Genomic DNA, 12,493 nt, shown 5'->3' with positions numbered 1-12,493 from the left:
GCACCACTGACCTTTCAAGTGTTGATCAAACATGGCTCTGACTCCAAACGACGTCGCACGGCTTGCTGAACTGGCCCGTCTTGAACTCAATGAACAAGAACTGGCACAGGTGCAAACGGAACTTAACGAAGCGCTCACACTGATCCAGTCGCTCCAGGCTGTCAATACTGACGGGGTTGAACCTCTGACGCATCCACTAAGCGCCCTGGAAGACATTTCACTTCGTCTGCGCGATGACGAACCATCCCCAACGCTCACGCTCCAAGAGCGCGAAGCGCAGATGGCCAATGCGCCTGCACAGCAAGACGGCTTATTCCTTGTGCCTCGTGTCATTGAATAAACCCCAACGACCCGAATCGCTCACCGAACCTCTACTCAGAACTTACGATGACTACAGCCCTAGATGCCTTTGATGGCATAACTCAGCTTAATGTCGCTTTGCGTGACCGCAAGGTCAGTGCGACAGAATTAGCCCAACAATTACTCACCGATATCGAAGCCAACGCATCACTCAATGCCTTCATTGACGTCAATCCAGAACTCACGCTTGCACAAGCTCGTGAGGCTGATGACTGGCGCGCCAAGAATCCAGACAGTTTCTTGGCCGGTATCCCTTTGGCGCACAAAGACCTCTTTGTCACCCAAGGCTGGCGCACCACCGCAGGCAGTCGCATGCTAGACAACTATGTCAGTCCATTCGATGCTGCAGCTGTGGAGTCTTTGCGCCAAGCACAAACTGTTTGCTTAGGCAAAGTCAGTTGTGATGAATTTGGCATGGGCTCAGGCAATGAGCACACTTCATTTGGTCCCGTACGTAACCCATGGGACCACGATGTTGTGCCCGGCGGCTCATCGGGTGGCTCAGCTGCCGCCGTTGCTGCCGGTTTGGCCATGGCCGCCACAGGTACCGACACCGGTGGCTCCACCCGCTTACCTTCTGCATTTTGTGGGATCAGCGGCATTCGCCCAACATACGGTGTTGTGTCACGCTACGGCATGATTGCTTACGCCTCCAGCCTAGATCAAGCAGGGATGTTTGCCCGTCATGCGCAGGATCTGGCGCATCTGGTCGACACCATCAGTGGCTTTGATGATCGCGATGCCACCTGCGTGCAAACCTGCGCTGGGCAAACCAATGCACCCGGTCGCATCCTGTCCCAGTATCAGCAACAAATGGAACAAGCCGATACAGCACAGCCACTTAAAGGACTGCGCATCGGGATTCCCAAAGAGTACTTTGCACAAGGTCTAGATACGGGTGTGGCACAAGCCGTTGACAACGCCATCACTGAATTGACTCGCCTAGGTGCGACTCGTGTTGACATCGAATTGCCCAACACGGAACTGTGTATTCCCGCGTATTACGTCATTGGCTCAGCCGAAGCCTCTAGCAACCTGTCACGCTATGACGCCGTGCGTTTTGGGTATCGTGCACAAGATTACGACGGTTTAGAACAGATGCAGGCTCGTTCACGCGCACAAGCCTTTGGTGATGAAGTTCGCAAACGCATCATGATTGGTACCTATGTGTTGTCACACGGCTACTACGATGCGTTTTATGTGAAAGCGCAGCAATTGCGTCAGCTGATCACGCAAGATTTTCGTCGTGCATTGACACAAGACTGCGATCTCATTGTGGGTCCAGTTAGTCCAACTGTGGCACCCGCCATTGGCCACCAACAAGACAATCCGCTGCAGGAATGGCTTGGCGACATCTACACACTGGGTGTGAACCTCGCTGGACTGCCTGCCATGTCGATTCCATGCGGATTTGCCAAAGGCTACAAACAACAATCATTACCGGTAGGTCTGCAACTGATTGGCCCTCATTTTGAAGAGCCACGTCTGCTGTCCACCGCAACCCATTATCAGAACGCCACAGACTGGCATCTGCACCGTCCCGGAGTGACATCATGAACTGGGAAGTCGTTATTGGCCTAGAAACACACGTGCAACTGGCCACGCACAGTAAGATTTTTTCACGCAGTGCCACACGCTATGGCGCAAGCCCCAACACGCAAGCCGACGTAGTCGATCTGGCATTGCCCGGCACACTGCCTGTCTTAAACCGCGCAGCCGTTGAGCATGCCATTCGTTTCGGTCTGGCCGTTGATGCGCACATTGCCCCACGTTCTATCTTTGAGCGTAAAAACTATTTCTATCCCGATCTGCCTAAAAACTATCAGATCAGCCAGGACAAACTGCCAATCGTCCAAGGTGGCCATATTGCCTGCATGGTAAACGGTGAACCGTTCAAATTTGCGCTCACACGCGCTCACTTAGAAGAGGATGCTGGTAAATCCATTCATGAGAACTTTACCGACGATCAAGGCAGACCTTGCTCAGGAATTGACCTAAATCGAGCCGGCACACCATTGCTGGAAGTCGTTTCTGAGCCCGACATGCGTTCGGCCGCGCAAGCAGTTGCCTATGCACGTGCACTGCATACGCTCGTTGTCTGGTTAGGCATTTGTGATGGCAACATGCAAGAAGGCTCATTCCGTATGGATGCCAACGTCTCCGTGCGCCCTAAAGGTCAAGAAGCCTATGGCACACGCACCGAAACTAAGAACGTAAACTCATTCCGATTCTTGGAACGCGCCATTCTGTACGAAATCGAGCGACAAATCGACGTTTTAGAGAGTGGTGGACGAATCATTCAGGAAACCCGACTTTACGATGCTGATCGCGATGAAACACGCAGCATGCGCACGAAAGAAGATGCCCATGACTATCGCTACTTCCCTGATCCAGATCTGCCCGCACTGATCGTTTCACAAGACTGGGTGGATCGAGTTCGTGCTTCCATGCCTGAATTGCCACAACAGCTAAGGGACCGTTTTGTCAGCGAATACGGCTTATCGCTCGAAGACGTTGAACAAATCTGCCAATCCCGCGCCATGGCCAACTACTTCCAACAGTTAATGGCAGAGTTAGAAGCTGATCAAGCCAAACTGGCTGCCAACTGGATGATGAGTGAGATTTCGGCCGGTTTGAACCGTGAAGAGATCGGTATCGATGCATGCCCGATCCAAGCCAAAGCACTGGCCGGTTTGATTCGACGCATTGCCGATGGCACGATCTCCAACAAAATCGCCCGTGAAGTCTTTGCGGACATGTGGCAAGCCGGCGAGCAAGCAGATGCCGATGCCATCATTGAAAGCAAAGGTTTGAAACAAATCAGCGATGCGGGGGCAATTGGTGCAATGATTGATGAAGTATTGGCCAATCATCCAGCGATTGTCGAAGAGTATCGCGCGGGCAAACAAAAAGCCTTTAACTCATTGATCGGTCAGGTGATGCGAATTGCCAAAGGCAAGGCCAACCCTGCACAAGTCAATGCCTTGTTGAAAGAAAAACTCGACAGTTGAGTGATCGATGCAGTGAGCAAACTGCATCGTGGGTGTGTTGATCAAGCAAAATGACCGACACACCCGCCTGCCCTATTTTGCCCGCCTCTGTGTCAGAGTTCAGTCTTTAATGTCTGAGACAGGTTTTCTTCAGATATCGGACTGAATGCCGTAACGGTCGCGGTACGCTTTGACAGCCGTCTCATGCGTCTGAAACGTCGCATCGGTAGACAGCCAAGTCAAAATATCATTTAAGTTTGCAATCGAAATAACGGGCATACCGTAACGTTGCGCAACGTCTTGCACCGCAGAATTTACGCTCAACGCACCATCTGCACCCGCTCTTTCCATTCTGTCCATGGCGATTAAAACACCGGCAGGCTCAGCACCTTGTGCACGAATGATATCAACTGACTCACGCACCGAAGTCCCTGCTGTAATCACGTCATCAACGATCACAACACGCCCTTTGAGAGGCGCTCCAACAAGCGTGCCACCTTCACCATGTGCTTTCGCTTCTTTGCGATTAAATGCAAAAGGCACATCTTGACCACAACGTGGGTCTTGCGACAACGCAATGGCTGCACAAGTCGCCAAAGGAATGCCTTTATAGGCCGGTCCAAACAACATATCAAAGGACAAACCTGACTCTAAAAGCGCTTGTGCGTAAAATTGACCCAATCGCCCAACGCTGGCACCCGTGTTAAAAAGACCAGCATTAAAGAAATACGGGCTTAAACGTCCCGATTTGGTTTCAAACTGACCAAAGCGCAAAACGCCTTCATCCAGCGCAAAACGTACAAAAGACTGTCGATCAAACGATGGGGATAGTTGGTTCATGGCTCACGGCTATTAGAGAAATCAAAATCGGGCTCTATTATTGCATTCAGGGAGACCCAAGTGCTTCGAATTACCTCTTTAAACGCGAATGGTATCCGCAGCGCCTTTCGTAAAGGCTTATCAGACTGGTTACTAGAACATCAACCTGACATTGTCTGTCTTCAGGAGTTAAAGGCACAGGCACCAGACTTGTCCGAAGAGCTCAGTGATCCACATGATTACACAGGCCATTTTCATTTTGCACAGAAGAAAGGCTACAGCGGTGTTGGACTCTATTTACAACCACAAAACGCTGAGATCACAACGGGTCTAGATCTAGAAGAGTTTGACCAAGAAGGTCGCTTAGTCGTGGCACGCTGGCCAGGACTGACCGTGGCCAGTGCCTATTTACCTTCAGGCTCTAGCGGTGATGAGCGTCAGGCCGTCAAAATGCGATTTCTGGATGCTTTTGGCCCTTGGTTAGAGGCTCGTATGCAGGAATACAAAGAAAACGGTCAAGAGTTGATTGTGTGTGGCGACTGGAACATCGCACACAAAGAAATCGATCTTAAAAACTGGCGTGGTAACCGTAAAAACTCTGGTTTCTTGCCTGAAGAGCGCGCTTGGCTCGATTATGTATTTGACGAGATTGGTTTAGTCGATGTCTTTCGACAACTCGAACCGGGCGAAGATCAGTACACGTGGTGGAGTAATCGTGGTCAAGCCTGGGCTAAAAACGTGGGGTGGCGTATTGACTATCACATCGCCACACCTGGCATCGCAGCCCGTGCATCGAACCCTCAAATCTATAAAGACGATCGGTTCTCAGATCACGCACCACTCACCATTGATTATGACTGGACTCTCTGACTAACCTCTGTGGCAAATTTCTGTCACAACACTAACTGGTCAGTGAGCTAAGTCCTGCAAGTGCCGTGTCTTATACGCGGCCTTGCGCATCAATTTGTTCAATGTCAGCCCGACGCCACCACAACAGGATCACACCCGGCAAAGCGATCAGTACCGTCAACAAGAAAAAACCAGGCCAATCCAACCACGCCACCAAAGGTGGTGTGAGTGGTCCAGCTAAATAGGTTCTGCCAACCGCCGACAAAGCTGATAACAGCGCAAACTGAGTTGCCGAGAATTCCCGACGGCATAGTCCCATCAGTAACGCCACAAACGCCGCAGTTCCCATGCCGCCACAGACGTTCTCTAACGCCACTGCACCCGCCATAAGCCAGATGCTATGGGGCCCCACAGCAATGGCCCAGTAGCCAAGATTCGATACGGCTTGTAGTAATCCAAACAACAGCAATGAACGATAAAGGCCAAGGCGCGCCATTAAGGCACCGCCATAGAGCGCCCCAAAAATGGTGGCAGCCAGACCCAGAATCTTATTGACCGCCCCCACTTCAGACGCTGTGAATTCAGCACCTCGAATCAGAAACGTCGTTGATAAAGCACCTGCAAACGCATCACCCAATTTGTAGAGCACGATCAGCAACAACAAAGTCCAGGCTTGAGGACGCTTAAAAAACTCAATCAAAGGTGCTGTGATGGCTTTTTCTAGTGACGCAGGAGCAGAAACCGGTGTTTGTGGATCAGGCGCCCAGAATGTCGCCAACGCCACAAAGAGCATTAAAACCCCCATCAGCGCATACATATTGGACCAACCCACCCACTGATCTGCCAGCACCAGTGCAAAACCACCCGACACCAGCATGGCAACCCGGTAACCCAATACGGACAAGGCAGCACCCGCCCCACGTTCTCTAGGTTCAAGCACATCTGTACGGTAGGCATCAAACGCAATGTCTTGTGTGGCTGACAGAAACGCGACAAACACAGCCAGTAGTGCCAAACTGCCTAACGCACTAGCAGGCGATAAACGCCCCATCAGAATGAATCCGATCGCCAAAAGAATTTGCGTTACCAGAATCCATCCTCGGCGACGACCTAAAAAACCTGGTGTATAGCGATCAATGAGCGGCGCCCAGAGGAACTTCAACGTGTACGCGGTGCCGATCAACGTCAAAAAACCAATTTCCTGCAACGACACGTTTTCAACGGTCGCCCAAGCTTGTAAAGTTCCACCTGTTAAAGCAAGGGGCAAGCCGCTGGCAAACCCTAAAAACAACAAGGGGGCCACGCGTCGTCCCATGTAGACGCTCAGTGAAGTTTTCATGCGACCTCCAGCTTGGCGACAGACTCACCGCGCCCGTAACTGACGAGTTGTTTGATCTCAGGCAGCGATGTCTTCACGGTGTGATCATGCCTGACCGGGTTCTGAGCGAAACCGATACAACGCCAAAGTCGCTCGCCAACCTGCCAGCCAAGTCACTTCGCGCTCTGTGTTGTAAGTTTTTCTGGCTTCAACTTCTAATTCCAGTTGACGGCTCAGATCTTCAAAGTCTTTGAGTGTACACAGATGAATGTTCGGCGTGTTGTACCACTTGTAGGGCATTTGTGAACTCATCGGCATACGCCCACGCAGCAGTGACAGTCCGTGGGTGAAGTAACCAAAGTTTGGAAACGACACGACGCCGTGATGCGCAACACGCTTCATTTCGCGCAAAATATGTTCGGTTTGCAAAACCGATTGCAATGTCAACGACAGCACAACCGTATCAAAACACTTGTCAGAAAAAAGGGCTAAGCCCTCTTCCAAGTTTTGTTGAATCACATCCACGCCACGACGCGCGCACCCGAGCACGCGCTCGTCATTGATCTCAACGCCAACGCCTGTGACCTGTCGTGTCTGCTGAAGGTGATCGAGCAAAGCACCATCGCCGCAACCTAGATCCAGCACTCGACTACCGGGCTCAATCCACTCGGCGATTTGTAATAGGTCTTTACGCAAAGGCAATCCCTGTGTCATGACTGACCTCCTTTGCTCAGACTCAGTGTTTTAGCGATTCGCTCAAAATAACCTCGAACCACACCGTGGTAGCGGGAATCATCCAATAAAAATGCGTCATGCCCATGAGGTGCGTCAATTTCTGCATACGTCACCCGACGCTCGTTATCCAATAACGCTTTGACTATCTCACGCGACCGAGAAGGCGCAAATCGCCAGTCTGTGGTGAAAGAAACCAATAAAAAATCAGCTTCAACACCGGCCAGTGCGCGAGTAAGATCCCCTTGTGTTTCACGCGCCGGATCAAAATAATCTAGCGTTCGCGTGATCAACAAATAGGTATTGGCATCGAAATATTTTGAAAACTTTTCACCCTGATAGCGCAGATAAGATTCCACTTCAAACTCAACGCCATAATCATAACGATAAGCTTGTTGCGCATCAGCTTGGCGACGAGCACGTCCGAACTTACGCGCCATATCGTCATCAGACAAGTACGTGATGTGACCGAGCATACGGGCAACCGTTAAACCACGCGATGGCACCACGCCATGCTCGTAATAGTTACCTTCATGAAAATCCGGATCGGTCAGAATCGCCCGACGCGCCACCTCATTAAAGCCAATATTCTGAGCAGACAATTTAGGCGTACTCGCGACAACCACGCAGTGAGCCACTCGGGACGGACAGGTAATCGACCAACTGAGCGCCTGCATGCCTCCCAAAGAGCCCCCCATCACAGCGGCAAATCGCTCAATACCTAGCTGATCGGCCAATCGGGCTTGCGCACGCACCCAATCTTCTACGCTCAACACCGGAAACTCGGATCCCCAAGGCTTACCGGTTTCCGGTCGCAAACTGGCCGGACCCGTCGAACCAAAACAGGAGCCAAGGTTATTGACACCAATCACAAAAAACACATTGGTATCAACCGGCTTACCGGGACCAACCATGTTGTCCCACCAACCAAGCTGGTCGGGATCATCGGCCTCATAGCCGGCAACATGGTGAGAGGCGTTCAACGCGTGGCAGATCAAAACCGCATTGGAGCGATCTTCATTCAATGTGCCGTAAGTTTGGACAGCCAATGTGTAGTTCGAAATCGATTTACCACTATCCAAAGGGAGCGGTTGTTCGAATTCAAAATACTGGGTAGTCACCTCACCGACTGATTGCGGCGCTTCACGCGCAGGCTCAGCGTCTGTCGATAGAAATAAGTTTGCAGTCGTAAAAGTAGTCATTCAAAGACCTCTTTAGCGGGATTTGTGGGGCGCCCGCAAGCGGATCAGGCAAATCGGCGCCAATTCTTGGACAAAATTCTACCACTTTGTAACGGTCCACCACAAAAACACGCATGGACATTCCCGTCATGCCCATACGACACAAGCTGTCAGTTTGTGTCAAACTAAAAATAACGCAGCCAGTGTTTTGAACTAACGCACACAAAACAGTCAACGGGCAATCACCACAAGTGATTGATCCAAGCGCGCCGCAACTGGACAGTCTCTACCTCTTTGACTTTGGAAGATGCAGCCCCTGCCATTAACCATTCAGAGTCAGCTTGCAAACATCTCAAGCAGTTCAAATACATCGGCTTCGTGCCATCAGACCTTTCAAGGTCAGCATTTCAGGAGTATCACCATGACCATAGACGCTTTAGACAAGCCAGACAAACGACGAACGCCTTGTGGGCCGCAACAAATACAGAATTTGTGCATGAATCACGATCGCGGTGATCCAAACCACAAAACACGGTTACGGAGCCTTGATCATCGATATACGCAGATAGCATCACAGTAACAGGAGGAAGCGAGAATCAGGGTGGCCTAACGGTCACATGCTATCCCTCCCCGGATTTAAAAATGGGGTTTCTCGCACAATTTAATGAATTCAACACCACTATCCAGACGAGAATTGCAATGTTTGGCTTGGGTGTCCTGCGGCAAAACCAGCTGGGAAACTGGCTGTATTCTAGGCATCAGCGAAAGCACGGTTAACTTTCATCTAAGGAATGCATGTCGAAAGCTCAACGTCTATGGTCGGCAAGCTTGTATTGCGCAGGCCTGGCGTTTGGGCTTATTGACACCATCCATTTTGGCCCGTGAAACCGAATAACAACCGCGTTCACTGAGGCCTAACACCCGCATCATCGCTGCACCTCAGCAAATGGTGCGGGCTCATTCAAACCTGTGTTCGAACTAAAAATCACATGCACACCCAACCATAAAACCCTGAACTCGGAAATAGCTGCCCCCACCAACTGGTTGCGTCACGTACAATCGACTCAAAATTGGACTTTTGATCCTTTGCTTGCAAGCATTTCCATAGTCTGCGGATTGCAGCCGAGCTTGCGCAAACTCTATGAACCAAACAGGATAGCCGCTTGTCTACCTCGCTCAAACAACGATTGACTGTGCTTGCGCAGCAACCAGAACTGCTGGCCAATTGCCTACGCGGTCTGGAAAAAGAAGGCTTACGTACCGACCTAGGTGGTCGCTACGCGTTAACGCCTCATCCGGCACAACTCGGCAAGGCGCTCACACACCCTTATGTCACAACAGACTATGCAGAAGCGCTGCTAGAACTCATTACCGCCACACACAGTAGCGTCGATGATCTCATTCAGGCGGCCGACTGGGTTCATCGTCTGACCGTAAATGGCCTAGACAATGAATTGATTTGGGGGCATTCCATGCCACCCGTGCTGCCACCCGCCGATGACATTCCAATTGCTTGGTATGGCACATCCAACACCGGTCAGCTCAAACACGTCTATCGTCGAGGCCTAGCCCACCGTTACGGCAAACCGATGCAGTGCATTGCCGGCATTCATTACAACTTTTCGTTGCCAGATGAGTTCTGGGCTTTATTTCCCAGCGACGAGCAAAACGCCCAAGAACGACAATCTGCAGGTTATGTCGCGCTAATTCGCAACTTCATGCGCCACAGCTGGTTGTTAATGTATTTGTTCGGTGCTTCACCCGCACTAAACCGCAGTTTTTTACCCAATCCGCCCGCAGAACTTGGACGCATAGGGGAAGATACGCTGTATATGCCATGGGCAACCAGTCTGCGCATGAGTGATCTGGGCTACACCAGTGAGGCACAATCCACACTGACTCCCTGTTACAACGATCTTCACACGTTCCTATTGCGTTTATATGAAGCAGTCACCACACCATGGCCTGCGTATGAAGCGATCGGTGATCAACGCGATGGCGAGTGGATTCAAATCAACTGCAACCTTTTGCAGATTGAAAACGAATACTATTCCAGCATTCGACCTAAACGCACAGCGCGTGCAAAACAACGCCCCATCAACGCCTTAATGGAAGATGGTGTGCAATATGTTGAAGTGCGGTGTTTGGACATCGATCCTTTTGAGCCTGCGGGTATCAGCGCACAGACAGCCAGATTCCTCGATGCTTTCTTGCTCCACTGTGCCTTGTCTGACAGTCCCTATTTTGGGGATGGCGGCTATTGTCGTGAAAGCCATCAAAACTTCCAAACCACCGTCAAAGAAGGTCGTAAACCAGGGTTGATGCTCAAACGAGCTGAACAACCCATTGCACTTCAAGCGTGGGCACACGAAATCTTTGACGATATTCAAGCCTGTGCAGAAGTGCTGGCACAACAAACTGGCGACATGGATTATGTCAGCGCGATCCAAAATGAGCGCCTTAAAGTCGACGACACAACACTCACCCCCTCTGCTCGCGTACTGGCTGGTATTGAAGCCGCAGGCGGATCGTTTCAGGACTTTGTCCTAGGCCTCTCACGCGCACATACTGAAAAGTTTTCAAAAGCAGGACTGAGCGACTCGGAACTCGACGAAGCTCATGCACTGCGAGATGCCTCGATCAAAGCTCAAGCCGAACTCGAAGCCGATACATCCGTGACATTTGACGAATATATGCAGCAATTCAACACGTCACTTACACGTCCATCCTGACGCCCACACGATCCACAACCTCCACACTATCTGAGACGAGACCGCCCACGGCGGAACTCGTCTCAGACCCCATCCATCGTGCCCTTTTGCCACATTTTCTCAGCGCTATATAAGCTACCTAAGCGGGTTAGTTAATTCGTCAACCTGCATAATTCTCGCAATTGCTAATAAAACACATACTGCCTTGACTTAAAAGAAATTAAATCCTTATTTTGATCTGATTACCAAAGAAGACAAATTAAAAAAAACTAGCGTTATCCCGACCTCGATACTCAGGTAGTCTGAAGAAGAAAGTGGTACGCTAAAGAGAATTTATTCAAAACAATTCAGAAGTGAGCACGACTAGGAGAAGACAAAATGCGTTGCCAATGTGTTGTTAGTTTTGGGAAACCACTCGTTGCCCAAGAACGCGAAGACCTCGTGCCAGAGGGCACCGAAGTCATCATGAAAATCACCGCAGCCGGTGTCTGTCACTCAGATTTGCATATCCGTGATGGTTTCTACGACCTGGGTGATGGTAAAAAAATGCATCACGGTGAGCGTGGCTTACATCTGCCCAGAGTCATGGGGCATGAGCCAGTGGGTGTCATTGCTGCCAAAGGTCCACTCGCAGGTGATTTAGACACGAGCCGCACGTATGTTGTGTACCCCTGGGCCGGTTGTGGCACTTGCGAACGTTGCATTGTGGGCGATGAGCACTACTGTCCAACACCACGCGCCATGGGCATCCATGTGGACGGTGCCTATGCGACGCAGATGCGCGTGCCGCACCCTCGTTACCTGTTTGACATTGGCGACATGGATCCTGCACACGCAGCACCCCTGGCCTGCTCAGGACTCACCGCTTTTAGCGCTTTGAAGAAAGTCGAAGCTTCTTTATCCAAAGCACCTGTGGTGATTATTGGGGTCGGTGGTGTGGGGCTAAATGCCGTGCAGCTGGCGAAAAGCCTAGGTGGGATGGCACCGATTGCTGTGGATATCGATCCTAAAAAACGAGAAGCTGCATTGACCCACGGCGCAGGTCACGCCATTGACGGTTCCGCCCCCGACGTGATTGCGCAGATTCATGCTGCAGCAGGCGGTGCACCACTGGCTGCGATTGACTTTGTGGGTTCTGAACAAACTGCCAAACTGGGTTTTGATGTGCTGACGCGCGCGGGCCAACTGGTGATCGTCGGTCTCTTTGGAGGTCGTGCGCCATGGCCACTGCCCATGTTGCCATTCCGTTCCACCACCATCATGGGTTCTTATACCGGCTCGCTCAATGAGTTCCGCGAACTGATGTCGCTTGCTGCCAAAGGTGTGCTGTCACCCTTGCCGACCAGTCGTCACAAATTGGATGAAGCCGAAGAAATTCTCAACGACCTGGCTCGTGGTGAGATCGTCGGGCGCGCCATCCTTGAACCCAATAAATCTTAACTTTTGATAAAGCCAGCCAATACTTTAAAAACAGTAAAAACTAGCAGTCTTTAGTATCCGGGGAGACATTTCCCATGGTTTTTAAAAAATCGG

The 12,493-nt window shown here is 51.0% G+C and carries 11 protein-coding genes and 1 riboswitch; of the genes, 7 read left to right on the top strand and 4 right to left on the bottom strand.

From position 1 onward, the window contains the following. Nucleotides 1-31 precede the first annotated feature (31 nt). From gatC to gatB, 3 genes are read left to right on the top strand one after another with little or no spacing between them, the layout of a single operon-like run. On the top strand, nucleotides 32-340 hold the full coding sequence (gatC, locus tag ACOI06_RS08530; protein ID WP_420662105.1) for an Asp-tRNA(Asn)/Glu-tRNA(Gln) amidotransferase subunit GatC: 309 nt from the start codon (nucleotides 32-34) through the stop codon (nucleotides 338-340). A gap of 47 nt (nucleotides 341-387) precedes the next feature. Further along, entirely contained in the window at nucleotides 388-1,917 is a 1,530-nt protein-coding gene (gatA, locus tag ACOI06_RS08525; protein ID WP_420662104.1) for an Asp-tRNA(Asn)/Glu-tRNA(Gln) amidotransferase subunit GatA, read from the top strand. Next, nucleotides 1,914-3,371 (top strand): Asp-tRNA(Asn)/Glu-tRNA(Gln) amidotransferase subunit GatB, encoded by a 1,458-nt coding sequence (gatB, locus tag ACOI06_RS08520; RefSeq protein WP_420662102.1) that lies wholly within the window; start codon nucleotides 1,914-1,916, stop codon nucleotides 3,369-3,371. The genes gatA and gatB overlap by 4 nt, the downstream gene beginning before the upstream one ends. A gap of 129 nt (nucleotides 3,372-3,500) precedes the next feature. Here gatB and pyrE read toward each other — a convergent pair whose 3' ends face one another. Then, entirely contained in the window at nucleotides 3,501-4,190 is a 690-nt protein-coding gene (gene pyrE, locus ACOI06_RS08515) for an orotate phosphoribosyltransferase (RefSeq protein WP_420662101.1), read from the bottom strand. A gap of 60 nt (nucleotides 4,191-4,250) precedes the next feature. Here pyrE and ACOI06_RS08510 point away from each other — a divergent pair, with 60 nt between their 5' ends. Then, nucleotides 4,251-5,039: an exodeoxyribonuclease III gene (locus tag ACOI06_RS08510; protein WP_420662100.1), complete on the top strand. Its 789-nt coding sequence runs from the start codon at nucleotides 4,251-4,253 to the stop codon at nucleotides 5,037-5,039. Between the two features lie 70 nt (nucleotides 5,040-5,109). On the opposite strand, the gene ACOI06_RS08505 is transcribed toward ACOI06_RS08510, so the two are convergent. The 3 genes from ACOI06_RS08505 to metX form a co-directional block, all read right to left on the bottom strand. Further along, nucleotides 5,110-6,357: a muropeptide transporter gene (locus ACOI06_RS08505; protein WP_420662099.1), complete on the bottom strand. Its 1,248-nt coding sequence runs from the start codon at nucleotides 6,355-6,357 to the stop codon at nucleotides 5,110-5,112. A gap of 84 nt (nucleotides 6,358-6,441) precedes the next feature. After that, complete coding sequence (gene metW / locus ACOI06_RS08500; protein ID WP_420662098.1) at nucleotides 6,442-7,050, bottom strand: methionine biosynthesis protein MetW; 609 nt, start codon at nucleotides 7,048-7,050, stop codon at nucleotides 6,442-6,444. Then, a complete protein-coding gene (gene metX, locus ACOI06_RS08495; protein WP_420662097.1) occupies nucleotides 7,047-8,270 on the bottom strand; it encodes a homoserine O-succinyltransferase MetX in 1,224 nt (407 codons plus the stop codon). Before metX ends, metW begins: the two co-directional genes overlap by 4 nt. Beyond that, nucleotides 8,262-8,340: riboswitch (SAM riboswitch) on the bottom strand. (Overlaps the previous gene by 9 nt.) A gap of 573 nt (nucleotides 8,341-8,913) precedes the next feature. Between metX and ACOI06_RS08490 the strand changes: the two genes are divergently transcribed. The 3 genes from ACOI06_RS08490 (at nucleotide 8,914) to ACOI06_RS08480 (ending at nucleotide 12,400) form a co-directional block, all read left to right on the top strand. Next, entirely contained in the window at nucleotides 8,914-9,144 is a 231-nt protein-coding gene (locus ACOI06_RS08490; RefSeq protein ID WP_420662096.1) for a LuxR C-terminal-related transcriptional regulator, read from the top strand. 268 nt (nucleotides 9,145-9,412) lie between these two features. Then, on the top strand, nucleotides 9,413-10,981 hold the full coding sequence (gene gshA, locus ACOI06_RS08485; protein WP_420662095.1) for a glutamate--cysteine ligase: 1,569 nt from the start codon (nucleotides 9,413-9,415) through the stop codon (nucleotides 10,979-10,981). Between the two features lie 357 nt (nucleotides 10,982-11,338). Continuing rightward, nucleotides 11,339-12,400, top strand: a complete 1,062-nt coding sequence (locus ACOI06_RS08480; RefSeq protein ID WP_420662093.1) for an alcohol dehydrogenase — start codon at nucleotides 11,339-11,341, stop codon at nucleotides 12,398-12,400. Nucleotides 12,401-12,493: the final 93 nt, after the last annotated feature.

It is taken from the genome of Orrella sp. 11846 (assembly GCF_048820935.1).
Taxonomy (GTDB): domain Bacteria; phylum Pseudomonadota; class Gammaproteobacteria; order Burkholderiales; family Burkholderiaceae_B; genus Algicoccus.
The sequence above is the reverse complement of the archived record's forward strand: the minus strand, read 5'-3'. Positions and strand labels throughout refer to the sequence as shown.

Excerpts from the sequence above, each read along its gene's own strand:
- gatA (WP_420662104.1), top strand. The coding sequence starts at position 388 with ATGACTACAGCCCTAGATGCCTTTGATGGCATAACTCAGCTTAATGTC.
- metX (WP_420662097.1), bottom strand. The coding sequence starts at position 8,270 with ATGACTACTTTTACGACTGCAAACTTATTTCTATCGACAGACGCTGAG.
- ACOI06_RS08490 (WP_420662096.1), top strand. The coding sequence starts at position 8,914 with ATGAATTCAACACCACTATCCAGACGAGAATTGCAATGTTTGGCTTGG.
- gatB (WP_420662102.1), top strand. The coding sequence starts at position 1,914 with ATGAACTGGGAAGTCGTTATTGGCCTAGAAACACACGTGCAACTGGCC.
- gatC (WP_420662105.1), top strand. The coding sequence starts at position 32 with ATGGCTCTGACTCCAAACGACGTCGCACGGCTTGCTGAACTGGCCCGT.
- metW (WP_420662098.1), bottom strand. The coding sequence starts at position 7,050 with ATGACACAGGGATTGCCTTTGCGTAAAGACCTATTACAAATCGCCGAG.
- pyrE (WP_420662101.1), bottom strand. The coding sequence starts at position 4,190 with ATGAACCAACTATCCCCATCGTTTGATCGACAGTCTTTTGTACGTTTT.
- ACOI06_RS08480 (WP_420662093.1), top strand. The coding sequence starts at position 11,339 with ATGCGTTGCCAATGTGTTGTTAGTTTTGGGAAACCACTCGTTGCCCAA.
- ACOI06_RS08505 (WP_420662099.1), bottom strand. The coding sequence starts at position 6,357 with ATGAAAACTTCACTGAGCGTCTACATGGGACGACGCGTGGCCCCCTTG.